The sequence below is a fragment of the Burkholderia sp. Ac-20353 genome (assembly GCF_017104785.1).
In the GTDB taxonomy this organism is placed as follows: Bacteria; Pseudomonadota; Gammaproteobacteria; order Burkholderiales; family Burkholderiaceae; genus Burkholderia.
Genome location: NZ_JAAGPL010000119.1, coordinates 1 through 26,986, shown reverse-complemented (window position 1 = coordinate 26,986; position 26,986 = coordinate 1). Strand labels below are relative to the sequence as shown.

The following is a 26,986-nucleotide window of genomic DNA, read 5'->3' as shown; positions in this document are numbered from 1 at the left end:
TGATCATCGCCGCCGGGAAGTTCCACGGCGTGATCGCCGCGCACACGCCGATCGCTTCCTTCGTCACGACGATGCGCTTGTCGCTCGCCGGCGTCGGGATCGTGTCGCCGTACACGCGCTTGCCTTCTTCCGCGAACCACTCGAGGAACGACGCCGCGTAGCCGATCTCGCCCTTCGCCTCGGCCAGCGACTTGCCTTGCTCGGTCGTCAGGATCAGCGCGAGGTCGTCGGCGTTTTCCATCATCAGGTCGTGCCACTTGCGCAGGATCGCTGCGCGTTCCTTCGCGGTCTTCTTGCGCCATGCCGGCCACGCGGCATTCGCGGCGTCGATCGCCTGGCGCGTCTCGGCTGCGCCCATCGCCGGCACCGTGCCGACCAGGCCTCCCGTCGCCGGGTTCAGGACTTCGAAGGTTTCGCCGCTCGCTGCGGCCTGCCATTGGCCGTTCACGTATGCTTGCTGGCGAAACAGCGCCGGATCCTTTAACGAACTTGCAAATTCCATTATCGTTCCTTGTTCAGTCAACCTGATTGACAGGTCCACGCCATCATCCAGCGTGTTTCCACATCGCGTGCTCCTGCCCTTCCCCCAGCAGGGTTCGGGCAATGTCGGCGACCCTGCTTACATGTGCAATCGCGGCCTCACGCGCACCCGCCGCGTTTCCGGCCCGTATCGCCGACAGAATCTGGCGCATCTCCTGAACCGCCTGGCGACCACGGTCGTCCGACGCAATCGTCATCGCCCGCAGGCGATTGATCCGCGCCATCAGCGACTGCACGATTTCCCACGCTACCTGCTTTTTCCCTGCGACGAACATGCGCTCGTAAAAGGAAGAGGTAAGCGTCCGAACGCTGCGGTAATCCTGACTTTCGAATGCATCCCGGATTCTGTCGATCAGTTCTTCCAGATCCGCAATCGTCCGTTCATCGGCATACCGCGCACACGCCGAAGCTGCCTCCCCCTCCAGCAAGCCCCGAATCTCGTAGATCTCGGCGGCCCTGTCGAGATCGAGCACAGCGACAATGGGCCCCTGGTTAGGCACCGTATCGACGAGCCCCTCGGCTTCCAGGTGGCGCAACACCTCGCGTACGACGGTACGGCTCACACCGAGTTCTTCGCACAACGTCCGCTCGACAAGCCGATCGCCCGGCAGGAAACGCGCGTCAAGGATGGCCGTGCGCATTTTCTCGAGGGCGAGTTCCCTCAGCGTGGTCTTGCTGCGCTCGACCTTCAGGGATGGAAATGATTCGTGCATCGCCGACTACCGGTTCATGCCTGCGCAAACAGACGCACGTCACGTGCGTCCCAGTCCACCAGCGCATGTGTACCGACGACAATGCCGCTGTCCCGATGATCGCCGGCCGGCATCCGGACAGATATATCCTGCTCCCACGGTGTCGTGACCGAGTAATGCATCGCATCGCCAAGATACGTGATGTCACGAACGGTCACCGGCAAGCCGACCGTGCCTTGCACCGCATTGGCCGCACGGATGCGCATCTGCTCGGGGCGAACCATCAACGTGCCATCTCCGCCGATGGCGACGGTGGAATTGCCCGCGGTTGCCACTTCGTGGCCACTCGGAAACACGGCGCTCGATTGCGTTGTGCTGCTCGATGTGACACGCACCGGCAGAAAATTGGAATTGCCGATGAAGTTTGCGACAAAACGTGAGGCGGGATTGGCATAGAGTTCCTCACCGGTACCGCATTGCTCGATGCAACCCTTGTTGAACACGGCAATGCGGTCCGACAGGCGCAGCGCCTCCTCCTGGTCGTGCGTCACGTAAAGAATGGTGACGCCGGTTTCCTGGTGAATGCGGCGCAGTTCAAGCTGGATCTCCTCGCGCAACTTCTTGTCGAGGGCCGACAGCGGTTCATCCATCAGCAGAACCGGTGGATCGTAGGCGAGCGCACGTGCGATCGCCACGCGTTGCTGCTGCCCGCCGGATAACTGCGCCGGCATGCGGTCACGGAACTCCGAAAGATGGACCAGCTCCAGCATCTTCTCGACTTTCTTCCTGATGTCCGATTCCGGCAGGCGGCGAACCCGTAACGGAAATGCGACGTTCTGGCCGACGGTCAAATGCGGAAACAGCGTATAGCGCTGGAACACCATACCGATATTGCGTTTGTTCGGCGCAACGGAGAGGAGGGGTTTGCCATCGAGCAGCACCCGGCCCTCGGTCGGCTCCTGAAAACCGGCCACGATATAAAGCGTTGTACTCTTGCCTGAGCCCGACGGCCCCAGGAACGTCATGAATTCGCCCTTTCGGACATCGAGCGATACCTGGTCGATCGCGACGACATCGTCGTAGGTCTTGCGCAGGCGCTGGATTTGCAGGAATGCGGAAGTCATGGCTCGGTCACCTCACTATCGTGCGCGGCGCAGCAGCGCGCCCGCCAACATCAAAACAGTCGTCAATCCGACCAGCAGCGAAGATGCGGCTGCGACAACAGGCGTCAGGTCCTGGCGCAGCGTCGCCCAGATCCGTACGGGGAGCGTCTGCAAGGTCGGGCTCGACATGAAGATCGATACCACCACTTCGTCCCATGACGCGAGAAACGAGAAGATCGCGGCCGCGAACAAGCCCAGCCGGATCGCGGGTATCGTGACGCGCAGCTTGACTTCGAGCGGCGACGCACCGCAGATCAATGCCGCGTCTTCGAGTGCGGTGTCGAAGCTCGACAGGGAATTGCTGATCGAAATGATCGAGAACGGCAACGCGATGATCAGGTGGCCAATCACGAAGCCCGTCATCGTGCCGTCCAGGCCAACGCGCAGCACGAATGCATAGAGCGCCACGGCCAGCACGACCACCGGCAGCACCATCGGTGTGAGGAAGAATGCCTGCACGGCAGCGCGCCCACGGAACTTGCCGCGCACCAGCGCCAGCGATGCGAGAAAGCCGATCAGCACCGACAGCACGGTCACGATGACTGCAAGCTTGGCGCTCGTCATCAGCGAATCGAGCCAGCCTGCGTCGGTGAACAACTGGCGGTACCAATCCAGTGTCCAGCCCGGGGGCGGGAAGATCAGCCACTGCGAATCGCCGAATGACAGCGCGACGATGAACAGGATCGGGAGCAGAAGAAACAGGGTGACCGCGCCACCGACTGACAGCAACAGCCAGCGCAACGCACCCAGACGGTCGAAATCCAGCAACATGTCAGCGACCTCCCATACCGGCACGCGCTGCACCCGTGAAGCGCAGCTGTAGCCCATAAAGCGAAAGCGTCACCGCGAGCAGCACCAGTGCGGCTGCGCCGGCAAGCCCCCAGTTCAGCAGTTGTTGAACGAGTTGCGCGATGAGTTCGGCCAGCATCATGTATTGCGCGCCGCCGAGCAACGCGGGTGTCACGAAGTAGCCGAGCGCCATCACGAATACCATCAACGCGCCCGAAGCAATGCCAGGCATCGCGAGCGGGACGAGGATGCGCCAGAAAGCCTGCCAGCGGCTCGCCCCGCAAACCGCCGCAGCGCGCAGCGTGGACGGATCGATGCTGCGCAGCGTCGCATGCAGCGGCATCACGAGGAACGGCAGCATGATGTAGGTCATGCCGATCGTCACACCGACAAGGTTGTTCACCAGCGCCAGCGGCTCGTTGATGATGCCGACAGCCATCAACATCCGGTTGATCGGCCCGGTCGCCTGCAGCAGGACCATCCACGCAAACGTACGTGCCAGCAGGTTAGTCCACATGGACAGCAGCAGGATCGAGAACAGTATCGAACTCAGCTTTCGTGGCGCGATTGCGAGCAGCCAGGCCGTCGGAAAGCCGATCGCGACGGTCACCACCGTCACGACGGTCGCGACCAGAAACGTGTTCCCGAACACGCGCAGGTACGTGGTCGAACCGAGCAGCTGCACGTAGTTTTGCAAGCCGGGCGCGGGCTCGAGCACGCTGCGCAACAGCAGCGACAGCACGGGCAGCAAGAAGAAAATCGCGAGAAGCAACATCGCCGGGATCAGCAAGCGGATGTTGCGCCAGTCGGGCCGCCGGCGTGGGGTCTTCGCCGGTGGATGCGCGACGGAACTCAGAACGTTTGGCATGGTGTCTCCTGCATGTCTCCTGTTTCTGCTATGCGCAGCCTGCGTCATCGCCGGGTCGACGCATGCCTGCTTCGATTGCCATGATTTCGATTCGTACTACTTCGATTGCCACGCATACCAGCGCTTCGCAATTGCATCGCGGTGATCGGCCCAGTACTTCATGTCCAGGTTGATCTGCGAGTCCTTGTACTGATCCGGCAACGTTTTCGCCACCGCGGCCGGCATCATCGCCGCCGACTTCACGTTGATCGGCGCGTAACCTGTATCCGCTGCGAATTTGGCCTGCGCCTGGGCATTCGTAGCCGCCGCGAGGAACTTCATCGCTTCGGCCTTGTGCTTCGCGCCCTTGGGAATCACGAGCATGTCGGCGGCCGTCAGGTTCTGGTTCCATGAAATGCCGACCGGTACGCCGGTCTGTGCGAGCGCATGCAGGCGCCCGTTCCAGAACATGCCCATCGGCGCCTCGCCGGACGCGAGCAGTTGCTGCGATTGTGCGCCGCCGCTCCACCACACGATGTTGCCCTTGATCGTGTCGAGCTTCCTGAATGCCCGGTCGAGGTCGAGCGGATAGAGCTTGTTCGCCGGCACGCCGTCGGCCAGAAGCGCGATTTCGAGTACGCCGGGCGCGGACCACTTGTAAAGCGTCCGCTTGCCCGGGAATTTCTTCGTATCGAACAGGTCGGCCCACGACTGCGGTTGCGCGCCCTTGAAGCTCGACTTGTTGAAGCCGAGCACGAACGAATAATAGAAGCTTCCCACCGCATGGGTCGTCGAGAAACGCGAATCGAGTTCGTCTTTCTTCACCACCGAGTAATCGATCGGCTCGACGAGACCAGCCTGCGCGGCCGCGTACGCGAAGTCGCCCTCCACGTCCACCACGTCCCAGTTGACGTTACCGCTGTCGACCATCGCCTTGAGCTTGCCGTAGTCGGTCGGTCCGTCCATCAGCACGTTGACGCCGCTCGCCTGCGTAAATGGCTGCGCCCAATCCTTTTGTTGCGACGATTGTGTCGTGCCGCCCCAGCTCGTGAACACGATCGGCTCCGCGGCCGGTGCCGGTGCAGCGGCCAGCGTCGTCGCGCAGAGTGCGGCCAAAGGTGCGAAGTATGCGAAACGCGACGATACAAAACGTGGGATGCCTCTGCTGCTCATGGTCTCTCTCCAAGGGAAACGGTCAGGTGTCGCAACCACCGGGACGGCGGTCATTCGAACACGCATACTCGGGCCGGCGGCGCAAGCCGCGCCGGCTTCATGATCTTGTTTTTCATCGCTTCGCCGCGTCGCTCCAGTGCAGCCCACACGTGGCTCGCAGATTTCGGTAGATGCCCTCAATGCGCAAGGGCAAGCGTCTGCACCGTTCCGGCTTCCGTATCGCCGACATAGATGCCGTACGCGTCCTGTCTGCGTTCGCGCACATAGCGTTCGAGCATCGAACGCACGGCGGCGTCGGTTATTTCGTTCCACGGGATCTGCGAGAGCGGCACGATGCGGATGCTGTCGTCGAACCAGGGCGAACCGGTGTGAATCACGCGACCGCGGTAATAGATGTGTACGCCCGGCTCCTGCTCGTCGCCCGCCTCGAACACGGCAAAGAGGAAGTCGAGATGCGCGTTGAGGCCGAGCTTCGCGAGCACGCCGCGCAGGCTCGCCCGATCACTCGCGGGCTCGAGCCTGATGCCGGTCGGCAACCGCAGACCTTGCGCCGTGTCCACGAGCACAAGCCCGTCGCGATGTTCCAGAATCGCGCCCACATGGGCGCGCGCGCCAGGCACGCGACGCAATCCGGGCGCGCTGCCTGCCTGTTCCGCGGTTTGTCCGGTCATCGACTCAGCCATGGCGTTCTCCCGTGATCGCTGCGTTACCCGATGAGATTATGGTATTCCATCTTATGGCCCACAACAATGCTCAACGTATTATGGAATACCATGAGTCGAATCAGCAGGCAAAACAAAAGGCCGCCGGCGTTTTGTGCCGGCGGCCTTCCATGTCAATCCGTGCGCGTCGAATCTCGCGCTGCGAAACCCGTCAGCTATCGCCCACGGCCTCTTCCTGTTGGGCGAGCGCCTGCAACGCCAGCTCGGAAACCCGCTTGATGTGTGCGGCCGACGCCGCCGAAGCCGCGTCGCCGTCGCGCCGCTCGATCGCATCGAGCAAGCGGTTCATCTCGGTATTCGAGTCGCCGCCGCGCCCCGGCATCGCGATGGTCAACGCGCGCAACCGGTTGATGCGCGCGTTGAGCGTCTTGACGACCGTCAGCGACACCTGCTTTCCGGCCGCCTCGAACAGCGTTTCATAGAAGCGTTCGGTGTACTCGAGCACGCGCGGCAGCTCCCGCTTTTCGAACGCTTCCTCGATCACCGCGCGGACCTCGCGCAACTGCCGCACGACTTCAGGTGTCGCGCCCTCGGCGCACGCGCGCGCGGCATTGGCTTCGAGCAGGCCGCGCAACTCATAGATCTCGCCAACCTGCTCCGGATCGAGCCGCGCCACCACCGGCCCTTGTCGCGACACGGTCTCGACCAGCCCTTCGGTCTCCAGATGTCGCAGCACCTCGCGCACCACCGTGCGGCTCACGCCGAGCTCGTCGCACAGCGTGCGCTCGACGAGCCGCGCACCCGGCCGGAAATAGCCTTGCACGATCGCACCGCGCAGTTTGTCGAGCGTCAGCTCGCGCAAGGTCTTGGCATTGCGGTCGATTTTGAGGTCTTGCATGGGTGGCACTCTGGAAACGGATATTTGGCCTGCAACCGGGCACGAGCCGGCTGCAGACATGGAATGCCATATTATGACCTAACTGTCATCGCGCTTTCCATATCGACGGCGTTGCAGCGTCGTCAGTCCCCCAAGCCCTCGACGATCGCGACCTGCGCTCTGCAATGCCCGTCCCGCTTTGACTTGGCCGCCTGATATTCGGGCGAGTGATAGCACGCGAGCGCCGTTTGCATATCGGCAAACCGGATCACCACGTGGCGCTCGAACGACTCCCCCTCCAGAACCTGCGACGCGCCTCCCCGGGCCAGGAAAACGGCGCCGAACTTCCTGAACGCCTGCGGCGCGATCTCCGTGTAGTCCTTGTATTTCGCGGGATCAAGCACCGTCACGTGGGCAATCCAGTACGCAGTCATTTTCCACCTCCACTCTCGAGAATTTTTCCGGCAAGGGTTAACACTCATGGCATGCCGTAACATGGTATACCACAATGAACTCCACAATCAACGCACGAAAGGAAGGTGCCATGAGCCTGATTCGGAAATCCGTCCTCCATGTCGAAACCGTCTACGTCGATGGCGACAGGGTCGCTGCAAAGCCGCTGAAGATGATCGGGGCGGTCGCAGTGATCAAGAACCCGTGGGCAGGCCGCGGTTATGTCGAGGACCTGTCGCCGGAGATTCGCGCGCTCGCGCCGCAACTCAGCGAACACCTGACCAAGCTGATCCTCGACGAAGCCGGTTCGGGCGAAGCCGTCGAAGCGTTCGGCAAGAGTGCAATCGTCGGCCTCGACGGTGAAATCGAGCATGCGTCCGCGCTGATCCACACGCTGCACTTCGGCAACACCTATCGCACGGCCGTCGGCGCGAAGTCTTACCTCGCGTTCAACAACACGCGCGGCCCGGCCAATTCGCCCCTGCTGATCCCGATGATGGACAAGAACGACGAGGGCCGCCGCTCGCACTATCTGACGCTCCAGTTTGCGATTCCCGACGCACCGGCGGCCGACGAACTGGTCATTGCCATTGGCGCGGCAACCGGTGGCCGTCCGCATCACCGCATTGGCGACCGCTACAAAGATCTCGCAGAGCTCGGAAATGACGTCAAGAACCCTGCAGCTGTCCAATAATCGCGTCGCCCACTATCTCGATCAGGGTGCCGGCGAACCGCTGGTCCTGATTCACGGCGTGGGCATGCAGGCAAGCGCGTGGTATCCGCAAATCGACGACTTGTCGCGCGATTTCCGCGTGATCTCGGTCGACATGCCGGGCCACGGCACGAGCGACGCGCTCGACACCGACGCCGACCTGCAGCAGTTCGTACAGTGGGCGATCGAGTTCATCGAGGCGCTTCACGCCGGCTCCGTCAACCTGGCTGGCCACTCGATGGGCTCGCTGATTGCCGCCGGCGTTGCCGTCACGCGGCCTGACCTGGTCAAACGCGTGGCAGTCCTGAATGGCGTGTACCGACGCACGGAGCAGGCGCGCGAAGCCGTCCTGCAACGCGCCGCCGAACTGCGCTCGGGGACCATCGACGTGGAAACGCCGCTGCGACGCTGGTTCAATGCCGAGGAAGCACAGCAAGCCGCTGCGCAAAAGGTCGAATCATGGCTGCAGTCCGTCGACCTGGCGGGCTACGCGACGGCGTACACGGCGTTCGCGAAGGGCGACGATGTGTATGCGGACGGCTGGCACAAAATTGCCTGCCCGGCTCTCGTGCTCACCGGGTCGGACGACCCGAATTCGACACCGGAGATGGCCATGCAGATGGCGCAGGCCGCGCATCACGGCAAGGCCGTCGTGATCGAAAACGAGCGCCACATGGTGAACCTTACCGCGCCCGAAGAAGTCAATCGCGCCCTGCGTGCCTGGTTGCAGACCGAGCCACAGGCGGAAAACCTGAAATCGGAAGTGTGATATGAGCCAAGCAACCAGCAAGGAAGCCCCCACGATCAATACGCGGGAGCTGCGCGATGCGTTCGGCGCGTTCATGACCGGCGTGACGATCGTCACCACGGTTCGCGAAGATGGCCAGCCGCTCGGCTTCACCGCGAATTCGTTCTCGTCCGTGTCATTGGACCCCGCGCTGCTGCTCGTGAGCATCGCGAAGACGTCGAGCAATTTCCAGACGTTTTCCACCACGGGCCATTTCGCGATCAATATCCTCGCCGAAGGGCAAAAGGAGTTGTCCAACACCTTTGCCCGGCCCAGCGACGATCGCTTCGCGAAGGTCGACTGGCACCTGAGCGCTCATCGCAATCCGCTCATCGACGACGTCAGCGCCTGGTTCGACTGCACGACGCACGCGGTGATCGATGCGGGCGATCACGCACTCCTGATCGGCAAGGTCGAGGCGTTCCATTCGGCAGGGTATGCGGGCCTCGGCTACTACCGCGGCGGCTATTTCACGCCAGCCAAGCTGTCGGCCGAAGTCATCGCCGGCCCGAAGGTCATCGTGAGCGCGATCATCACGCGTGACGACAAAGTGCTCATGGTCAAGTCTGCCGACAACAAGTGGGCACTGCCTGCGAAGGAGATCGGCAACGAAGGCGCCGACAAGGCGCTCGCCGACATCTTCAGGCAATACCAGCCGGACGCATCGGCAAGCTTCATCTATTCGGTCTACAACAATACCGAAACGCACTACCAGTACATCTCGTTCCTCTGCAGCGCACCGGACGAAGTTGCCGTCGCGGGCGAATTCGTGAGCCTCGACGACATCGAGACCGAAGCGTTCCAGGACAGCGCACTGGCCAGCATGCTCGGGCGCTATCGCAAGGAGAGCCAGTTGAAGAGCTACGGCCTCTACTTCGGCGACCACAGCACCGGCACCGTCCGCCCGCTTCTTTCCTGAAAGGTCACATCATGCGTTTTTCGCTTTTCGTTCACATGGAGCGCGTCTCCGACCAGACCAGCCAAAAGCAGCTGTACGACGAGATGGTCGAGCTGTGCCAGATCGCCGATCGCGGCGGCATGCACGCCGTCTGGACCGGCGAGCATCACGGCATGGACTTCACGATCGCGCCCAATCCATTCATCAACCTCGCCGATCTCGCGAACAAGACGAAGCGCGTGCGGCTCGGCACGGGCACGGTCATCGCGCCGTTCTGGCATCCGATCAAGCTCGCCGGCGAAGCCGCGATGACCGACATCATCACGGGCGGCCGTCTCGAACTCGGGATCGCGCGCGGCGCCTACTCGTTCGAATACGAGCGCCTGATGCCGGGGCTCGATGCGTGGGGCGCGGGCCAGCGCATGCGCGAACTCATTCCGGCCGTGAAGAAGCTGTGGGAAGGCGATTACGCGCACGAAGGCGAGTTCTGGAAATTCCCGTCGACGACCTCGTCGCCGCTGCCGCTGCAGCAACCGCATCCGCCGATCTGGGTGGCTGCGCGCGACCCGAACAGCCACGAGTTCGCGGTGGCCAACGGCTGCAACGTGCAGGTCACGCCGCTGCACCTGGGCGACGAGGAAGTCGAGAAGCTCGTCGGCCACTTCAACGCCGCGTGCGAGAAGTTCAGCAACGTGCCGCGCCCGCAGATCATGCTGCTGCGTCACACCTATGTGGCCAGCAGCGAGGACGACGCGCAACGGGCCGCCGACGAAGTCAACGTGTTCTACAACTACTTCGGCGCGTGGTTCAAGAACGAGCGTCCGATCAGCCTCGGGATGATCAAGCCGCTGAGCAACGAGGAAATCGCCGCTCACCCGTTCTATACACCGGACGCAATGCGCAAGAACAACGTCATCGGCACGCCCGCGGAGGTCATTTCGCGTCTGAAGGCTTACGAAGCGCTCGGCTTCGACGAGTACTCGTTCTGGATCGACACCGGCATGAGCTTCGAGCGCAAGAAGGCTTCGCTTGAACGGATGATCCGCGACGTGATGCCCGCGTTCCAATAAGGTCCTGATGCCATGAATGTGCATTTTCAGCTGTATATCGACGGCCGGTTCGAGCCCGGCGCCGCGACGTTCGCCAGCGTGAATCCGGCGACCGGCGCGGTGTGGGCGCAGATGCCGGAAGCCCGCACCGACGAGGTCAACCGCGCGGTCGCGGCGGCCGGCCGCGCGCTGACCGATCCGCAATGGGCCGGTCTTTCCGCATCGGCGCGGGGCAAGCTGCTGTACAGGCTCGCCGATCTCGTCGAACAGGCTGCGCCGCGACTCGCTGAAATTGAAACGAACGATACCGGCAAGATCATCCGGGAAACGTCGAGCCAGATCGCCTATGTCGCCGAGTATTACCGCTACTACGCAGGCATTGCCGACAAGCTCGAAGGCAGCAGCATCCCCGTCGACAAGCCCGACATGCAGGTCTGGCTCGAACGGCAGCCCGTCGGCGTGGTCGCCGCAATCGTGCCCTGGAACAGCCAGCTGTTCCTGTCCGCGGTCAAGGTCGGGCCGGCCCTCGCTGCCGGCTGCACGGTGGTGCTCAAGGCATCCGAGGAAGCGCCGGGCCCGTTGCTCGAGTTCGCGCGCCTCGTGCACGACGCGGGATTCCCGCCGGGTGTCGTCAACGTCATTACCGGCTTCGGCCCGGAATGCGGTGCGGTGCTGAGTAGCCACCCCGGCGTGGACAAGGTCGCCTTCACCGGCGGCCCCGAGACTGCGCGCCATATCGTCAGGAACACGGCCAACAACCTCGCGAAGGTGTCGCTCGAACTCGGCGGCAAGTCGCCGTTCATCGTCTTCGCCGATACCGATATCCAGAGCGCGGTGAATGCGCAGGTCGCCGCGATTTTTGCAGCGAGCGGCCAAAGCTGCGTGGCGGGTTCGCGTCTGCTGATCGAGGCCTCCGTCAAGGAGCGGTTCCTTGCGCTGCTGATCGAACGCGTTTCGCGTATTCGCGTGGGCTTACCCAACGAGATGGAGACGGAGTACGGGCCGCTATGCACGGAGCGGCAGCTTCGCAACATCGAGGCGGTCGTCGCGAGCTCCGTGCGTCAAGGCGCCAAAGTGCTCGCCGGTGCCAAGAAGCTGGAGCGCGACGGGTTTTACTACGCGCCCACGATTCTGGACTGCACCGGCGTCGAAAATGCCGACAGCATCACGACGGAACTGTTCGGTCCGGTGCTGTCGGTGGACACGTTCGAATCCGAACAGGAAGCGATCGAAAAAGCCAATAGCACGGCCTATGGTCTCGCAGCCGGCATTTTCACGACCAATCTCACGCGCGCTCACCGCGTGTCGAAGCGCGTGCGCTCGGGCATCGTCTGGATCAACACCTATCGGGCGGTTTCGCCGCTCGTGCCGTTCGGCGGCTTCGGCCTGTCCGGACACGGCCGCGAAGGTGGCCTGAGCGCCGCGCTCGAATACACGACGACGAAGTCCGTGTGGCTTCGCACGTCGGACGAGCCGATCAGCGATCCGTTCGTGATGCGTTAAGCAAGGGCGTATTCACCCGCAGTACCGATACAAAGCCGCAGAGGCCATGCCGAGCCGCGCACAAAAACGCGCGTGGTCCGGCATGGCCGGGCAATAAAGATGGAGACGGAATGAAACACCCGGAAAACGATAACAACCTTCTGGCCATCGAAAGCAACTCGATCGAGTATGTTGCTTCGGACGCTCGGCATGGAAAGCCCGCCGATCTGTTCACGTTGTGGTTCTGCACGAATGTCGCGCCGCTGGCCGTGATTTCCGGCGCCACGTCGGTGCTGGTGTTCCACCTCGATCTGGTGAGCGCGATTGTCGCCATCGCGGCCGGGCAATTCTTCGGCGCGATTTTCCATGCGCTCACGTCCGCGCAAGGACCGCTGGTAGGCGTGCCGCAGATGATCCAGAGCCGGGCCCAGTTCGGTCGATACGGGTCTCTGCTGGTGGTGGGATTCACCACGCTGATCTACCTCGGCTTCTTCGTTTCGAACATCATCCTCGCGGGCAGGACGCTCCATACCGCGGCGCCTTCGGTGCCCGTGCCGGTCGCGACGGTCATCGGCGCCGTGCTCGCGACGCTGGTCGGCGTGATCGGCTGTCACTTCATTCATCGCTTCAACAAGGTGGGCGCGTGGTTCATGGGCGGCGCACTCGTCGTCGGCATCGCGCTGATGGCGCCGAGCCTCGACGCCCGGATCTTCCAGCAAGGCCATTTCGATCTCGCCAACTGGTTCGCGATGTTCGGACTGTGCGCGGTATGGCAGATCAGCTTTGCCCCTTATACGTCCGATTATTCGCGCTATCTTCCGGCTTCCACCGGATTCGCGAAGACCTTTGCGTACACGTACTTCGGCACGTCGCTGGGCACGATCTTCGCGTTCCTGTTCGGCGTGCTTGCCGTCAGCACCGGGCACTCCACGGACGCGATGCAGGCGATCCGCGATCAGACCGGCGTGTTCGGCTACGTTCTGATCTTTCTTTTTCTGGTCAATATCATCGGCCACAACGGGATGAATCTGTATGGCGCGGTGCTGTCCTTCATCACGGCCGCGCAGACATTCCGGCCCCACTGGGTTCCCGGCCGAAGCGTTCGCGTCGTCGTATCGACGGTGCTGCTGGTGGCGTCGACCGCGACCGCGCTGTGGGCGTCGAGCAACTTCATCGCGATCTTCCTCAACGCGATCTTCGCGATGCGTATCGTTCTGGCGCCCTGGATTGCGATCAATCTGATCGACTTCTATCTCGTCAACAACCGGCACTATCGGGTCGCGGAAATCATCAGCGCCAACGGCGGTATGTACGGATCGTTCAACTTCAGGGCGATTGCGATCTACGTGTTCGGCATTGCCGTCCAGGTGCCGTTCATGGAAGAGAGTTTCTTCCACGGCCCTTGGGCATCGGTGCTCGGTGGCGCTGACGTCTCCTGGATGGTGGGCCTCGTCGTCACTGCGCTGGCCTGCTATCTGTTTGCGTCGAAGGACGCTTCGCGTTCCCGCCGCACGTGTCCGGCAGCCGCCGAGGCTCTGGAGTGAATGGGGTAGACGCTCGTCGGTGCGGTCCGGCGCGCAATGGCGCACGGGTCCGGTTCTCCCATCTCGTGCAAACGGTGGCAACAGGCTTTTAAAGACGCACTTGCGTCAACAGAGGAGTTGAATCATGAACGAAGACGATGCGCTGTTTCAGAAAGGCATGCCGATTCGCCGGGAAGTGCTCGGCGCCGAATATGTCGATGCTTCGATGGAAAAGGCCGATGCCTTCATGATGGCGTTCCAGCGCGCAACGACTGCATGGGCCTGGGGATGGGCATGGGGTGACGAGACGCTCGATCGCAAGACGCGCAGCCTGCTCAACCTCGCGATGTTGACGGCTGCCGGTCATACCAACGAACTCAAGCTGCACGTCAAGGGTGCGCTCAACACCGGTGTGAGCGTCGATGAAATCAAGGCGACGCTTTTGCATGCAACCGCTTACTCGGGCATCCCGCATGGCCTGAGCGCGTTCAAGGCTGCGCACGAAGTGCTGGTGGCCGAAGGGGTGTTGAAGTGAGCGCCGAAGGGTGAAAATAGTTAGCGCGGGCCGGTGTCAGCAACATGGACGGCAATTCGGCATCTCGTGTTTGAAAGGCTGCACCGACGTATGCTTTGTCCTCCGACATATCGTTTGAACTGATGGTCCGGCGATCCGCTGCGCGCAGTTTCGCGAGAAGGAGTTCGTGCAGCGGATTCCATACGCCGGCCTGCTGCCAGTCGCGCGAGCGGCGCCACGCGTCACCTGGCTTCGATCAGTCATCCAGAAGGGCTGATCGAAGACCCAGATATTGGACGAATGGATCGAAGTCCCGATCGCTGTACAGCAGCGAAACGCCATTCTCAATACAGTAAGTCGCGATCAGCGTGTCGATGGTCTTGCGGACCGTTACGCCTCGTGCTCTCAAGTCACGATAATTTCGTGCGGCCTGGACGGCGTTGTCGGTACCGACCAGCGACACAACATTCAAGCGCGTCGTCATCAGCTGGCGGGCCACATTGAATTCGGATTCAGCCGAGAAACCCTGCAACACTTCTGCCACGATCAGGTCGCCAGACAACAGCGCCTCCTTGCCCAGCAAAGCGTCAAGCTTGTTGGTTTCCGGCGAAACCTTGCCACGGAAATAGTCAATCCAGACGCTCGAATCCACGAGCGTCATCGATCGGTCCTCATGGCGTCGAGATCACCTTCCCAGTGGAGTTTTCCGCGAAACTGGCGAATCTGCTCTTGCTGTTTGAGCCTGATGATCGTCTTCAGACCGAGCTCGACGGCTTCCCGCTTGGTTTTGACACCAGTCGCGGCAAGTGCCTCGGCCATCAACTTGTCGTCGATTTCAATGTTGGTACGCATGGCGTATCTCACAATGTGTATGGATTAATGAAATTATACACATTCCCGCGTACCAGCATCGCCCAGATGTACCCCATGTTCGCCGGGTCGCTCATACTATTCGCACCGCCCGCGCCGCCACGTAGCCGGCGGTATGCCCACCAGACTGGTAAAGACCCGCGTGAGATGAGACTGATCGGCAAAACCGAATTGCTGCGCAATCTCTGCAATCGGCTCCGTGCGTGCACGCAGGCACTGCTTCACCCGCTCGATCCTGTATTCGAGCAGCCAGCGATGCGGGGTCGTGCCGACCGTCTGCCGGAATGCCTTGATGAAATAGCTGCGCGACAGCCCGCATGCAGATGCAACTGTCGAGATGGATATTTCGGAATCCGGGTGCTGCACAAGGAGCGCCTTTGCGCGCTCGACCTGCCATCCCGCCAGCATCCCGTGCGCCGGCAAAGCGCGCGCGGTGGTGCCGTAACGCTGAATGACATGAAGCTGGATGGCATAGGCAAGGTGCGCGGCAACCATTCGACTGGCGGGCCCATCGCCGGCGGCCGCCGTCAGCAGCCCGCTCGACAGGCTTTGCAGGACCGCGTCTGCCTTGCCGCCGGGACAATCGAGATCACGAACCTCGCGTCGCCCCGTCGTGCGTGCCGACTCGCGCAACGCGCGTTGCGGCAGGGACGCAAACAGCAGGTCGAACGGCTTCAACAACCTCGCCTGGTAGCATTCGCCGCCGCGCGTGATCCACACGCCCGCCCGTACCATCTGCCGCCCTGCCTCCGTCGACGCCTCGCAGTCCGTATCGATCAGCGACATCCCGATCAAGTACCGATCCGGCAACACCGCCAGCGCGACTGCGCCGAAGTCCGGTACGCCACAGCGCACTCGAGTCAATTCCGCGAAGCCATGCAATTCGGTTGACACGTCGAGCGACTCGATCGACGCGCCGTCGAATGCAGCCCGGATGCTCGCGGGCATTGATTCCATTACGTTCATCAATTGCTCCGTATCTGTCAAAGCGTCGAATCAGCGGATGCCACTTTCCCGGGCCACATCAGTCGTGGCCATGGCTTCATCGTTTGGGATCTCCCGATACCTGTTGCACAGCGGCGCGGTGCGGGAACGCAGGCAGGACGGGCGCGCGATTCTCATGAGCAATCTGAGCAATCGCGAAGTGCGCTGGCCTGCCGCTCAGGCCGCAGCCTGCGCGAGCGTCGGGTAGTCGGTCAGGCCCCGCTCGCCGCCGCCGAACAGCGTGTTGCGGTCGTACGGTTCGAGCGGCGCACCGATGCGCAGGCGCTCGGGCAAGTCAGGGTTCGCGACGAACGGCCGGCCAAACGCGACGAGGTCGGCCCAGCCTGCGGCGAGCGCTTCGCGCGCGCGCTCGGCGGTGTACTTGCCCGCGTAGATCAGCACCCCGGGATACGCAGCGCGCAGCTTTCGCTTGAATTCGGCCGGCATCAGCGGCGCGTCGTCCCAGTCGGCTTCCGCGATGTGCAGGTAGCCGACGCCGAGCTCGCCGAGCAGCTTCGCAGCGGCGAGGTAAGTCGTTTCCGGATCGTCGTCGACGCAGCCGTTCAGCGTGGTCAGCGGCGCGACGCGAATGCCGACGCGCGACGCGGCGCCCGTACCCTCGATCAGCGCCAGCGTGACTTCGCGCAGGAAGCGCAGCCGGTTCTCGAGCGAGCCACCGTACGCGTCGGTGCGCGTGTTCGCGTTCGAGTCGATGAACTGGTTCACGAGATAGCCGTTCGCGCCGTGCAGCTCGACGCCGTCGAAGCCCGCGTCGATCGCGTTACGCGCGGCGGCGCGGTACTGGTCGACGATCTCGCGAATCTCGTCGATCGACAGCGCGCGCGGCTCGGAGGCCTGCACGAAACCCGGCGTGGTGCCGTCGTCGCCGGCGACGAACACGTTCACGCCCTTCGCCTGGATCGGCGACGACGACACGGGCGGCCGGCCGCCGAGCAGGCTCGTGTGACTCAGCCGGCCGACATGCCAGAGCTGCGCGAAGATGCGGCCGTGCGCGGCATGCACGGCGTCCGTCACCTTGCGCCAGCCGGCGACCTGCGCCGCCGTGTGAATGCCGGGCGTCCATGCGTAGCCCTTGCCGAGCGGCGCGATGTACGTGCCTTCGCTGACGATCAGGCCGGCGCTCGCGCGTTGCGCATAGTACGCGGCCATCAGTGCGTTGGCTTCGTCGCCGGGCTGGCTGGCGCGCGAACGCGTCATCGGCGGCATCACGATGCGGTTCGGCAGCGTCAGCGCGCCGAGTTGCAACGGTTGGAAGAGCGGATCCTGGTTCATGAGGGATGTCCTGTCGATGCCGCGGCCGGCGAGCCGCGGACGGATCAAATGGCGGGCAGCGCGTTCAGTCCCACTTCGGCGCGAGGCCGGCGGGGTCGACTTCACGGCCGTTGCGATCGAGCGCGGCGATCTGCGCGATGTCTTCGTCGGTCAGGCGCAGCGTCTGCGCGAGCAGGTTGCTCGCGAGGTTCTCGCGCTTCGTCGACGACGGAATCACCGAGTAGCCGAGCTGCAGCGCCCATGCGAGCGCGACTTGCGCCGGCGTCGAGTCGTGGCGTTGCGCGATTGCGCCGATCACCGGGTCGCCGAGCACCTTGCCGTACGCGAGCGTCATGTACGACGTCACGTGGATGCCTTCGCGCGTCAGGAACCCGGCGAGCGTGCGGTTCTGCAGATACGGGCTCAGCTCGATCTGGTTCGTCGCGATCGCGTCCTTGCCGACTGCAGCAATCGCTTGCTTCGTCAGTTCGATGTTGAAGTTCGAGATGCCGATCCGGCGCGTGAGGCCCTTCGCCTTCGCGTCGGCGAGCACGGTCATGAACGTGTCGAGCGCAACGCCGTTGCCGGGGGCCGGCCAGTGGATCAGCGTCAGGTCGACGTAGTCGGTGCGCAGCTTCCGGAGGCTTTCTTCGAGGCTCGGCACGAGCTTGTCGGGCGCGTAGTTGTCGACCCAGATCTTCGTCGTGAGGAACAGGTCGTCGCGGCGCACGCCCGATGCGGCGATCGCTTCGCCGACTTCAGCCTCGTTGCCATAGATCTGCGCGGTGTCGATCGCGCGGTAGCCGAGTTCGAGGCCGTTGCGGACCGAGTCGATGACGATTTGGCCTTGCAGGCGGAACGTACCGAGGCCGAATGCGGGAATCTTGCTCATCGTGAGCTCCTGGGAAAGTGGAACGGTGTCGGCAGGTGAGTCATTCTGGCGTTCGGGACTGATGAAATAAACGCCGTTACCGGTCAAAAATATTTGATTCGAAATCAAGAGTTCAATGCGCGACTTCGACGGGTTCGGCCGTGCGTTCGGGCAGGCCATGGCGGCTGTCGAGACGGCCGCTCAGCGCGGTGAGCGCGAACGCGCCGAGCGTGACGGCCGCGGCGATCCACGGCGTATGGCCGAGGCCATCGTGCGCGACGATCAGGCCGCCGAGCGACGAGCCGCCCGCGACACCAAGGTTGAATGCAGCGATGTTGAAGCCCGATGCGACGTCGACGGCGTCGGGTGCGAAGTGGCGGGCCTGCTTGACGACGTACACCTGCAGGCCCGGCACGTTGCCGAATGCAACGGCGCCCCACGCGAGCATCGTCAGCACCGCGAGCCACTTGACGTGAACCGTGAAAGTCAGCGCAAGCAGTACGATCGCGAGCAGCACGAAGATCTGCTTGAGCGCCTTTACGGGGCCGACGCGATCAGCGAGCTTGCCACCCCACACGTTGCCGAACGCGACCGACACGCCGTAGCCGACGAGCACGAGGCTGACCTGCGACGGCGTGAAGCCGGCGATCTGTTCGAGCAGCGACGCCATGTACGTGAACGCGATCAGCGAGCCGCCGTAGCCGACCGCCGTCATCGCGTACACGAGCAGCAGGCGCGGCTGCGCGAGCACGCCGAACTGGCGGGCGAGTGGCGCGGGCGGCGTTTGCGGCAGCCCGCGCGGCACGAACGCGACCGCGCCGACGAATGCGACGAGCCCGAACAGCGCGACGATCAGGAACGTCGCGCGCCAGCCGAAATGCTGGCCGATGAAGGTGCCGAGCGGAATGCCCGCGACGAACGCGACGGTCATCCCGCTGAACATCGTCGCGATCGCGCTCGCGGCCTTGTCCTTCGGCACGAGCGTGGTGGCGATGATCGAGCCGACCGAGAAGAACACGCCGTGCGCGAGGCCCGTGAGGATCCGGGCGACGATCAGCGATGCGTAGCCGGGCGCCTGCCACGCGACGAGGTTGCCGACGGTAAAGAGCGCCATCAGCGCGGCGAGCAGCGTCTTGCGCGGCACGCGGCCGGTGAGCGCGGTGAGCAGCGGCGCGCCGATCGCGACACTCAGCGCGTAAAGGCTGACGAGCAGGCCCGCAGATGGCAGGCTGACGCCGAGGTCGGCGCCGATCGTCGGGATCAGCCCGACGATCACGAATTCGGTGGTGCCGATGGCAAAGGCGCTGATGGTCAGCGCCAGCAGGGCGAGTGGCATGATGGGCGTTCCTGGGTCCGGTGACGATGGAACGCAGTGTGCCGCCTTTACTTTTGTGGAAAAACGCGTCTATAAACCAAATTGTTTTGATTTCAGATCAACAATGAAGATCACGCTCGACGAACTCCAGGCCTTTGCCGCCGTGGTCGACACCGGTTCGATCACCGCCGCCGCGCAGCAACTCGACCTCACCGTGTCGGCTACGAGCCGCACGCTTGCGCGGCTCGAGGAGAAGCTGAAGACCACGCTGCTGCGCCGGACCACGCGCCGGCTCGAACTGACCGAAGAAGGCCGCGCGTTCCTGCAGAATGCCCGCGCGATCATCGAATCGGTCGAGAACGCGGAGGAGCAGATGCTCGCACGGCGCGAGATGCCGTCGGGGCGGCTGCGCGTCGACGCCGCGACACCGTTCATGCTGCATGTGATCGTGCCGCTCGTGCGCGGCTACCGCGAACGGTTCCCGAAGGTCGAACTGGAGCTGAACAGCAACGAAGGGATCATCGACTTGCTGGAACGGCGCACCGACGTCGCGATCCGGATCGGCCGACTCAAGGATTCGACGCTGCACAGCCGGCACATCGGCAACAGCCGGATGCGCATTTTGGCGAGTCCCGCCTATCTCGAAGCGCATGGCCAGCCGCGCAAGGTCGAGGATCTCGACAAGCACACGCTGCTCGGCTTCACGCAGCCGGAATCGCTGAACGTGTGGCCGATCCTCGGCGCCGACGGCGAGCCGTACCGCATCGAGCCGGACGTGTGGTCGTCGAGCGGCGAGACGCTGCGGCAGCTCACGCTTGAGGGCGCGGGTATCGTGTGCCTGTCGGATTTCATGACCACGCCGGATCGTGACGCGGGCCGGCTCGTGCAGTTGTTCGCGCGCCAGACGCTCGATGTCCAGCAGCCGATTCATGCGGTGTATTACCGGAACACCGCGATTTCGTCGCGGATTGCGTCGTTCGTCGATTATCTGGTTGATGCGATCGACGGCGATGCGTCGGCGCGGCCGTCGTCGGTGTGGGCGAACAAGGCCTAGCTGGCTGTTGAATGGCGCCTCGTCGTGACCCCGTGGTCGCTGAGCCCCATTTTTCAGTGCTTCAGGCTATACGCAACGGTCTCGCCGCCACGTAGCCGGCGGTATGCCCACCATACTGGTAAAGACCCGCGTGAGATGGGACTGATCGGCAAACCCGAATTGCTGCGCGATATCTGCAATCGGCTCCGTGCGTGCACGCAGGCACTGCTTCACCCGCTCGATCCTGTATTCGAGCAGCCAGCGATGCGGGGTCGTGCCGACCGTCTGCCGGAACGCCTTGATGAAATAGCTGCGCGACAGCCCACACGCAGACGCAACATTCGAGATGGATATTTCGGAATCCGGGTGCTGCACAAGAAGCGCCTTCGCGCGCTCGACCTGCCATCCGGCCAGCATCCCGTGCGCCGGCAAAGCGCGCGCGGTGGTACCGTAACGCTGCACGACATGAAGCTGGATGGCATACGCAAGGTGCGCGGCAACCGTCCGACTGGCTGGCCCGTCGCCGGCGGCCGCCGTCAGCAGCCCGCTCGACAGGCATTGCAGGACCGCGTCGGCCTTGCCGCCGGGACAATCGAGATCGCGAACCTCGCGTCGCCCCGTCGTACGCGCCGACTCGAGCAACGCGCGTTGCGGCAGGTACGCGAACAGCAGGTCGAACGGCTTCAACAACCGCACCTGGTAGCATTCGCCACCGCGCGTGATCCACACGCCCGCTCGTACCAACTGCCGCCCTGCCTCCTTCGATGGCTCGCGGTGCGTGTCAATCAGCGACATCCCGATCAAGTACTGATCCGGCAACACCGCCAGCGCGACCGCGCCGAAGTCCGGGGCACCATAACGCACTCGAGTCAAATCCGCGAAGCCATGCAATTCGGTTGACGCGTCGAGCGACTCGATCGACGCGCCGTCGAACGCAGCCCGGATGCTCGCGGGCATTGATTCCGTCACGTTCATCACCTGGCTCCGTGTTTGTCAGAACTTCTCCCACCCGCATGCTTGTCGATTTCCGATGAGCACATCGTCCGGAACCACTGTCACACGCAAGCTTAGGCGCACGGCCATGATATCGATAGAACAAAGTAGTACTCATTTCAGAAACATCGCGTGGCTTTGCCATGCACTCGGCCTGCACGCCTTTTGCGTAAAGCAGACTTTCCGCCAAAATTCCGTCATACAAGCAAGACGCCGCCTGCCGCGCACGTTAGATTGAACGCTTCACTCAGCCGTTAGCGTATTGAAAGCAGCCAATTCCATCATGGATTCACTCCAGAACGTGCTGCGGTGTCTGGACCAATCGTTCGACAGTCACGCGACCCGGATGTCGAACGACCGAATCGCGCGCGCACAGCCATACGGGACGATCGGTGACGTGCCAGCCGGCACGCCATTGAGCGAACAGGGCATTCGCAGCGACGCGATGTACGTGGTCCTCGACGGCGCGCTGCGCGAGTATGACCCGTATCCCGGCGTTCCGATCGGCACGCACGCATTCAGCGGCGAACTCGATCTGCTGGTCAATACGGGTTCAACGACGACGATTGTCGTCGCGCGCGCAAGCCGCCTGCTGCGGATCGGGCGCAAGATGCTGAAGCGCCTGCTGCGCAACGATCCCGATATATGCGGCTTTCTCATCCGAACGTTCGTGCAGCGCCGCCTGCGCGCGTTCGCCCGCGCGGCCAATCCGGTTTTGCGCACCTCGTCCTGGCGACGCACGACCGTGCCGCTGTCGTGGCACCACGACTACGACCTCGCGATCGTCGGTACCGGATTCGCCGGCTTCGTCGCCGCCGCGCAAGCGATCGCGCACGGTCTCGACACGGTATGGGTCGATGGTCAGCTTCCTTACGGCATTGACAGCGAACCGGAACCGCTCACGCCACAATTCGCGCATCGGATCGGTCCGCACTTGACCGTGCATGGCGTGTATGTGCGCCTCGATTGCGCCAGCTATCCTTTCGTCCTCAAATCGCGCGGCGGCGACTCGCTTCGCACGCACTCGGTCATCGTCAATTCGACGCTGCGTCCCGATTACAATCGCCACGTCGCGCAGATCCGGATGCGAGCGAATACGGAGTGGCTCGATGGCGCAATCGACGTCAATCCCGGGGGCTTCGTGCTCACCGGAAGATCGGCGCGCGGCTCGATGCGCGCTGCACCGTTCGAAAGCTCACAGCCTGGCGTGTTCGCAATCGGCGACGTGCGGTGCGCGAACTTGCGTCCGACCCTCGTCAGCGCGATCGAAGGCGCGGCAGCCGTCGATGCGGTGCTGAACTTTCTGCGTGCCGACGGACGATAGCTCGTTGGCCTCAACGCTTCGTGATGTCTGTGTCGGCCCGCCGGCGCCACGCGCCCGGCGGCGTGCCGGTCAACTTCGCGAACGCTTGCGTGAAGTGACTCTGGCTCGAGAAACCGCAGTGCAGCGCAATTCGCTCGAGCGTCCAATCGCTGCGCAACAGCAGTTCCTTCGCGGAGGCGACACGCTGTTCGAGCAGCCACTGGTGCGGTGTGGTCTGCGTGGCTCCCCTGAAGGCCTTGATGAAATAGCTGCGCGAGAGCCCGCATGCAGTTGCAATCTCGTCGATCGAGCGCACGCCGGCCATCAGCATGTCTTTCGCGCGTGCCTCGTGCAACGCGGATAGCACCGAGTGGCGCGGGCTGCTTCCGCGTGGCCATTGCCCGAATGTGTGAAGCAGGTGCGTACCGATCGCAAGGCCGAGATGGTCGAGCAACAACGGCATCGTATCGTCCTCGGAAGCCAGCGCGAGCGCGAGCGTTCGGCCAATCTGGCCCAACAGGCGATCATGATGCGCAACCGCGGGTGTGATACCGCGAACCTCGCGCTGTCCGGTCAAGTCAGTCAAGACTGCAAGCGGGATCTCGACGAGCACGAAGTCGAAATTCGCGTGGAGATCCGCGCGATACTCTTCGGAAAAGTCGCGCACATAGATTGAATCGACTGCGAAATCGTGCGTCGCTGCATGCCGTCCGCGAAAGATCGCACGGCGATGGCCATGGGTGAGCGAGATTCCGACAAGCACGCCGCGATCGCACGCGGGCGTCGTCACGCGCGACAATCGCGCGTCGTGTGTCGCCTTTCGGTAGAAGTGGAACGACTCTGTCTGCCGTTCGAAGTCTTGCGCGAAGGTATTCGACTGGCAGCCGAGGGAATCCTTGCCGGCTACGGGTGACGCAGCCGGCTGCACGTTCCGGGCCATATGTCGCTTCCAGAATTGATTGACTGTTACCGTTGCTCAAACTCCGTGGCAAACACGCGCCGCGTCGTGCCATCAAACGACGGGGCAATCCACGACATGAGCAGGCTTCCCGCCCGCCCTCGTCCGATGCGCCAACCGCACGGTATGCGCGGGTGACTGAATGATGAGCGCCCAGGATGATGATTTCTTGAACATTCTTGCCTGCTTTTGCACAATTCGCATCCTGTTTGCCGGGTGGCTCCGGCACAGTCGCGCACGCGGCGCGATACCTGCTGTCGCGTCGCCATACGTCTGATGAATTCGTAAGGCCTTCAAGCAGCGCTTTTCATGCGGTTTAGTTTTTCACGTGCCGGGAGACGGCTGCGTAGGCCATTGCGCACGCTATCCGGGTGGGTGGCAGTTCGCAGAACGAGGTCGCTGTGCGTTATCGGTTCCCACTCATATTCGTGGTTCCGCTTCCGGCTAGAACCGGGTATCCGCATTTCGACATTTGAGCTGACGCAACGCGCGTCTTGAGCGGCCGCGCTGCTTGCCAGGCTTACGCAAACGCAAGGTATTTGGAAGGCGGATCACGCGTGCGTACGCAATCGTGATGCGTTGGCAGGGCGGTTGTCGAATGGCGATGCCGTCTCGGCCCGGCTCGCCGCGCTGCTGCGCGATGCGCTTCCACGTCCGCACGCTTTGACGTGGGACGTCGCGCATGGGTTGCTGGTCGCGACTGCCGCTACGCCGCAGGGGCCGGCACCACGGTGTCTACCACCCGTACTTGAGCTCGACGCCGACATAGTCGGCGTTGTGCCCGCCCGCCTGCCGGATTGCGTCGCCCACCTGGAAGTGCACGGCTTCGATCGAGCCGATCAGGTTCGCCGCGATCGTCCAGTCCGCGCGCAGCTGCACGTACATCCCCGTCCACAGTCCGCCCTTGCCGGCCGTGCCCGGCACGGCCTGATTCGCCTGCTGATACACGGCGTCGCCGGTCGTCTCGCGCCACTGGAAGCCGAGCGCGCCGAGCAGCGACAGGTTCGCGGACGGCTTGAGCGTGACCGACGGCTTCACGTGGATCAGGTTCGCATAGCCCGTATAGCCGGCGAGCGTGAAGTAATAGCCGTTCGGAAACAGCGCGTTGAAGGTCTCGATCCGGCCGTCGTGCGGATGCCGGTCGCCCGACGCTGCGTCGACCTGCAGCGCGACGTGCGGCGACCACGGCAGGTCGAGCTTGTAGCCTGCGATCGAGCCGATCGCCCACGCGCCGATCGTGTCGTTGCCGACCGTGCCCGTCTGCAGCATCGCTTCGATATCCCAATCGAAGCGGCCGTGCGTGCCGGAATAGCGCAGGTCCCACACGTCGCGGTGCTCGGGGCCGCTCGCATCGATGAAATGCGCGTTGCTGCGGTTGTAGCGCGACCAGTAGCCGGACAGGTCGCCGGGCCCGACCGACTGCCGCTCGAAGCGCACGCCGCTGAACGTGAGATCGCGGTTCGACACGTCGTCGAATGTCGACTGGTTGCGGTTCTGCACCGGTTGCGTCGCGTATGCAATGAAGCGCCATTTCTGGTACTCGTAGTCGACCCAGACCGCGTCGTACGACTGGCGCACGTTCGGGCCGTCGCGTACCGAGATGAAGCGCTGCAGGTCGAACGCCATCTGCTGTCGGCCGACGCGAAACTTGAACGTGCCACCGCCGAGCCCGCCGGTGTAGGTCACGAACGCCTGTTCGAGATCGAGCAGGTTCTTGTCGACCGGTGTCACCGTGTTCTTGCCGAACGCGCGCGCATCCGCTACCTGTGCGAAGAACTGCCAGTGCTCGCCCAGATGCGCATCCGCATGAACCTCGATGCGCTGGATCAGATAGGTGTCCGACTGCGCGGAGCCGATGCCGAACATCGGCGCGTTGTTGCTTTCGATACGCTCGCGCAGGTTTACGCCGAGCGACAGATAGGATTTCGGATCACCGCCGAGCGGCAGGTACTTGAGACCGTCGAGCGGCGCGCGCGGCACGCATGGATTCGCGAGCACCGACCAGTCTTCCTGCCAGCGATTGAACAACACGACGGGTCGCTTGGCGTTGCACGTGGATGCCGGCGCGCTGCCGCCTGCGGCCGCATCGGCCGGCACGCTCTCTGCGGCGGTCGATGCGGTGGGTGATGCTGCGGTCGATGCGGCGGTTGATGCAGCGGTCGATACGGCAGTCGATGCAGAGGTCGATGCAGCAGTCGATGCAGCAGTCGATGCCGCTGTCGATGCGGCAGTCGTATCTGCGCACGCCACGTCGACGCCCGTGAACACGAGCGCAGCGGCAACCGACATGCGCGCAGCCGTGCCGAAACGACGGCTGCGCATTGTGGTGGACACCATGGTTTTCCTCGCCTGTGCCAACCTCTGATTGTGCGTGACCGCGCCGTCCATACACTGGACGCGCGCGAAGCGCCCTTCCCTGCCCCGCCGGATCATGTGCGCCCCGCCGTAGCCGCACGCTCGTACTCGCCGGTGACGGCCGCGAGCCACGCGAGCGCGCATGCCGGCGCGAGCAGCGCCCAGAAGCCGATGTGACGGAAGCCCAGCGCACCGGCCACCGCGCCGATCGCGAACGCGACGATCGCCGGCATCATCTTGCCGAATCGTGCGCGCGCCGCCGCGCGCACGCTGTCGGCCGTGCCCGCGGACACGAGGTCGACCGCGTCGAGAATCGCCTGCGTGACGTTGCCCGTCATCACGGTATTCGGCACGCCCGGCCGCTGGATCAGCCGCGGATGCGCGTTCTGCACGCCCATTGCGAACGCGCCGAGGATGCCCGCGACGACGGCCGGCAGGCCGTCGGGGCTGCTGACCGGCGTCGCCCAGACCCCGGCCACGCAAAACCCGAGCATCAGCGCGGCCTGTACCGCATTCAGCACGCGCGCGCCCTGGCGGGCATACCGATCGGACAGCGAGCGCACCAGCAGGCTGCTGAACACCACGCCACCGACAAACGCCGGGAACACGATCAGCTTCAGGAAGATGCCCTGGCCGAAGCCCGCGATGCCGGCGCCGATCAGCACGAAGTTGCCCGTCACATGCGCGGTGAACAGCCCGAACAGCGAGACGAAACTCAACGTATCGACGAAGCCGGCGATCGCGGCAAGGATCGTGTCCTCGGATTTCATTTCGACGCGCTCGCGTGGATCTCGGCGATATAGCCGCCCGGGAACTGAACGATCGCGGCATCGCGCCCGTCCGACGTGAACGGCGGCACGAGCACGGCCAC

The 26,986-nt window shown here is 63.4% G+C and carries 28 protein-coding genes and 3 pseudogenes; 10 read left to right on the top strand and 21 right to left on the bottom strand.

The window, feature by feature from the left end; genetic code table 11:
- The 9 genes and pseudogenes from G3N94_RS27250 to G3N94_RS27210 all read right to left on the bottom strand — a co-directional run.
- Positions 1 to 502, bottom strand: a 502-nt coding sequence (locus G3N94_RS27250; protein WP_205795635.1) for an aldehyde dehydrogenase family protein, incomplete at its 3' end; no start/stop codon positions are given.
- A 43-nt stretch (positions 503 to 545) separates the two neighbouring features.
- Entirely contained in the window at positions 546 to 1,253 is a 708-nt protein-coding gene (locus G3N94_RS27245) for a GntR family transcriptional regulator (RefSeq protein ID WP_205795634.1), read from the bottom strand.
- Between the two features lie 14 nt (positions 1,254 to 1,267).
- On the bottom strand, positions 1,268 to 2,356 hold the full coding sequence (locus tag G3N94_RS27240) for an ABC transporter ATP-binding protein (protein WP_205795633.1): 1,089 nt from the start codon (positions 2,354 to 2,356) through the stop codon (positions 1,268 to 1,270).
- Positions 2,357 to 2,371: 15 nt separating this feature from the next.
- Positions 2,372 to 3,166 carry an ABC transporter permease gene (locus G3N94_RS27235; RefSeq protein ID WP_205795632.1) on the bottom strand — a complete coding sequence of 265 codons (795 nt, stop codon included), beginning with the start codon at positions 3,164 to 3,166 and terminating at the stop codon, positions 2,372 to 2,374.
- 1 nt (position 3,167) lies between these two features.
- Positions 3,168 to 4,052, bottom strand: a complete 885-nt coding sequence (locus G3N94_RS27230) for an ABC transporter permease (RefSeq protein WP_205795631.1) — start codon at positions 4,050 to 4,052, stop codon at positions 3,168 to 3,170.
- A gap of 96 nt (positions 4,053 to 4,148) precedes the next feature.
- Positions 4,149 to 5,204 (bottom strand): ABC transporter substrate-binding protein, encoded by a 1,056-nt coding sequence (locus G3N94_RS27225; protein WP_205795630.1) that lies wholly within the window; start codon positions 5,202 to 5,204, stop codon positions 4,149 to 4,151.
- Between the two features lie 176 nt (positions 5,205 to 5,380).
- Positions 5,381 to 5,812 (bottom strand): annotated as a pseudogene (locus G3N94_RS27220) (flavin reductase); the annotation flags it as partial.
- A 265-nt stretch (positions 5,813 to 6,077) separates the two neighbouring features.
- Positions 6,078 to 6,764, bottom strand: a complete 687-nt coding sequence (locus tag G3N94_RS27215; protein WP_205795629.1) for a GntR family transcriptional regulator — start codon at positions 6,762 to 6,764, stop codon at positions 6,078 to 6,080.
- A 122-nt stretch (positions 6,765 to 6,886) separates the two neighbouring features.
- A complete protein-coding gene (locus G3N94_RS27210; protein WP_205795628.1) occupies positions 6,887 to 7,177 on the bottom strand; it encodes a DUF1330 domain-containing protein in 291 nt (96 codons plus the stop codon).
- 110 nt (positions 7,178 to 7,287) lie between these two features.
- Here G3N94_RS27210 and G3N94_RS27205 point away from each other — a divergent pair, with 110 nt between their 5' ends.
- From G3N94_RS27205 to G3N94_RS27175, 7 genes are all read left to right on the top strand, one after another.
- Positions 7,288 to 7,890, top strand: coding sequence for an amino acid synthesis family protein (locus G3N94_RS27205; protein WP_205795627.1), 603 nt, complete (start codon positions 7,288 to 7,290; stop codon positions 7,888 to 7,890).
- Positions 7,802 to 8,677 carry an alpha/beta hydrolase gene (locus tag G3N94_RS27200; protein WP_346778736.1) on the top strand — a complete coding sequence of 292 codons (876 nt, stop codon included), beginning with the start codon at positions 7,802 to 7,804 and terminating at the stop codon, positions 8,675 to 8,677. The genes G3N94_RS27205 and G3N94_RS27200 overlap by 89 nt, the downstream gene beginning before the upstream one ends.
- 1 nt (position 8,678) lies before the next feature.
- Complete coding sequence (locus G3N94_RS27195) at positions 8,679 to 9,614, top strand: flavin reductase (protein WP_205795626.1); 936 nt, start codon at positions 8,679 to 8,681, stop codon at positions 9,612 to 9,614.
- Positions 9,615 to 9,625: 11 nt separating this feature from the next.
- Positions 9,626 to 10,663, top strand: a complete 1,038-nt coding sequence (locus tag G3N94_RS27190) for an LLM class flavin-dependent oxidoreductase (RefSeq protein ID WP_205795625.1) — start codon at positions 9,626 to 9,628, stop codon at positions 10,661 to 10,663.
- A 12-nt stretch (positions 10,664 to 10,675) separates the two neighbouring features.
- Positions 10,676 to 12,145, top strand: a complete 1,470-nt coding sequence (locus tag G3N94_RS27185; RefSeq protein ID WP_205795624.1) for an aldehyde dehydrogenase — start codon at positions 10,676 to 10,678, stop codon at positions 12,143 to 12,145.
- A 110-nt stretch (positions 12,146 to 12,255) separates the two neighbouring features.
- Positions 12,256 to 13,668, top strand: coding sequence for a cytosine permease (locus G3N94_RS27180; RefSeq protein WP_205795623.1), 1,413 nt, complete (start codon positions 12,256 to 12,258; stop codon positions 13,666 to 13,668).
- A 124-nt stretch (positions 13,669 to 13,792) separates the two neighbouring features.
- Positions 13,793 to 14,182 carry a carboxymuconolactone decarboxylase family protein gene (locus G3N94_RS27175; RefSeq protein ID WP_205795622.1) on the top strand — a complete coding sequence of 130 codons (390 nt, stop codon included), beginning with the start codon at positions 13,793 to 13,795 and terminating at the stop codon, positions 14,180 to 14,182.
- Between the two features lie 130 nt (positions 14,183 to 14,312).
- Here the strand turns inward: G3N94_RS27175 and G3N94_RS27170 are convergent.
- From G3N94_RS27170 to G3N94_RS27155, 4 genes and pseudogenes are all read right to left on the bottom strand, one after another.
- Positions 14,313 to 14,399: pseudogene (locus tag G3N94_RS27170) on the bottom strand (IS5/IS1182 family transposase); the annotation flags it as partial.
- 18 nt (positions 14,400 to 14,417) lie between these two features.
- The gene (locus G3N94_RS27165) at positions 14,418 to 14,822 is read right to left on the bottom strand and encodes a PIN domain nuclease (protein WP_205795621.1); all 405 of its coding nucleotides are present in this window, start codon (positions 14,820 to 14,822) and stop codon (positions 14,418 to 14,420) included.
- Entirely contained in the window at positions 14,819 to 15,013 is a 195-nt protein-coding gene (locus G3N94_RS27160) for a type II toxin-antitoxin system VapB family antitoxin (RefSeq protein WP_095400851.1), read from the bottom strand. Before G3N94_RS27160 ends, G3N94_RS27165 begins: the two co-directional genes overlap by 4 nt.
- A gap of 96 nt (positions 15,014 to 15,109) precedes the next feature.
- Positions 15,110 to 15,709, bottom strand: coding sequence for an AraC family transcriptional regulator (locus G3N94_RS27155; RefSeq protein ID WP_241022097.1), 600 nt, complete (start codon positions 15,707 to 15,709; stop codon positions 15,110 to 15,112).
- 31 nt (positions 15,710 to 15,740) lie between these two features.
- On the opposite strand from G3N94_RS27155, the gene G3N94_RS42610 reads away from it, so the two are divergent.
- A complete protein-coding gene (locus G3N94_RS42610) occupies positions 15,741 to 16,223 on the top strand; it encodes a hypothetical protein (RefSeq protein ID WP_241022096.1) in 483 nt (160 codons plus the stop codon).
- On the opposite strand, the gene G3N94_RS27150 is transcribed toward G3N94_RS42610, so the two are convergent.
- The 3 genes from G3N94_RS27150 to G3N94_RS27140 form a co-directional block, all read right to left on the bottom strand.
- Entirely contained in the window at positions 16,193 to 17,308 is a 1,116-nt protein-coding gene (locus tag G3N94_RS27150) for an alkene reductase (RefSeq protein ID WP_205795619.1), read from the bottom strand. The two genes, G3N94_RS42610 and G3N94_RS27150, sit on opposite strands and share 31 nt — an antisense overlap.
- Positions 17,309 to 17,372: 64 nt before the next feature.
- Positions 17,373 to 18,179 carry a 2,5-didehydrogluconate reductase DkgB gene (gene dkgB / locus G3N94_RS27145; RefSeq protein WP_205795618.1) on the bottom strand — a complete coding sequence of 269 codons (807 nt, stop codon included), beginning with the start codon at positions 18,177 to 18,179 and terminating at the stop codon, positions 17,373 to 17,375.
- A 112-nt stretch (positions 18,180 to 18,291) separates the two neighbouring features.
- Positions 18,292 to 19,494, bottom strand: a complete 1,203-nt coding sequence (locus tag G3N94_RS27140) for an MFS transporter (protein WP_205795617.1) — start codon at positions 19,492 to 19,494, stop codon at positions 18,292 to 18,294.
- A 103-nt stretch (positions 19,495 to 19,597) separates the two neighbouring features.
- Here G3N94_RS27140 and G3N94_RS27135 point away from each other — a divergent pair, with 103 nt between their 5' ends.
- The gene (locus tag G3N94_RS27135; protein ID WP_205795616.1) at positions 19,598 to 20,527 is read left to right on the top strand and encodes a LysR family transcriptional regulator; all 930 of its coding nucleotides are present in this window, start codon (positions 19,598 to 19,600) and stop codon (positions 20,525 to 20,527) included.
- Positions 20,528 to 20,593: 66 nt separating this feature from the next.
- On the opposite strand, the gene G3N94_RS27130 is transcribed toward G3N94_RS27135, so the two are convergent.
- Entirely contained in the window at positions 20,594 to 21,481 is an 888-nt protein-coding gene (locus G3N94_RS27130; protein WP_205795615.1) for an AraC family transcriptional regulator, read from the bottom strand.
- Positions 21,482 to 21,782: 301 nt separating this feature from the next.
- Between G3N94_RS27130 and G3N94_RS27125 the strand changes: the two genes are divergently transcribed.
- The gene (locus G3N94_RS27125) at positions 21,783 to 22,823 is read left to right on the top strand and encodes a cyclic nucleotide-binding protein (RefSeq protein WP_205795614.1); all 1,041 of its coding nucleotides are present in this window, start codon (positions 21,783 to 21,785) and stop codon (positions 22,821 to 22,823) included.
- A 10-nt stretch (positions 22,824 to 22,833) separates the two neighbouring features.
- Here G3N94_RS27125 and G3N94_RS27120 read toward each other — a convergent pair whose 3' ends face one another.
- The 4 genes and pseudogenes from G3N94_RS27120 to G3N94_RS42605 form a co-directional block, all read right to left on the bottom strand.
- Positions 22,834 to 23,742: an AraC family transcriptional regulator gene (locus G3N94_RS27120; RefSeq protein ID WP_205795613.1), complete on the bottom strand. Its 909-nt coding sequence runs from the start codon at positions 23,740 to 23,742 to the stop codon at positions 22,834 to 22,836.
- 753 nt (positions 23,743 to 24,495) lie between these two features.
- Complete coding sequence (locus G3N94_RS27115; protein WP_205795612.1) at positions 24,496 to 26,097, bottom strand: alginate export family protein; 1,602 nt, start codon at positions 26,095 to 26,097, stop codon at positions 24,496 to 24,498.
- A 92-nt stretch (positions 26,098 to 26,189) separates the two neighbouring features.
- Positions 26,190 to 26,885, bottom strand: coding sequence for a YoaK family protein (locus G3N94_RS27110; RefSeq protein ID WP_205795611.1), 696 nt, complete (start codon positions 26,883 to 26,885; stop codon positions 26,190 to 26,192).
- Positions 26,882 to 26,986: pseudogene (locus tag G3N94_RS42605) on the bottom strand (glyoxalase); the annotation flags it as partial. The gene G3N94_RS27110 and the pseudogene G3N94_RS42605, both read right to left, overlap by 4 nt.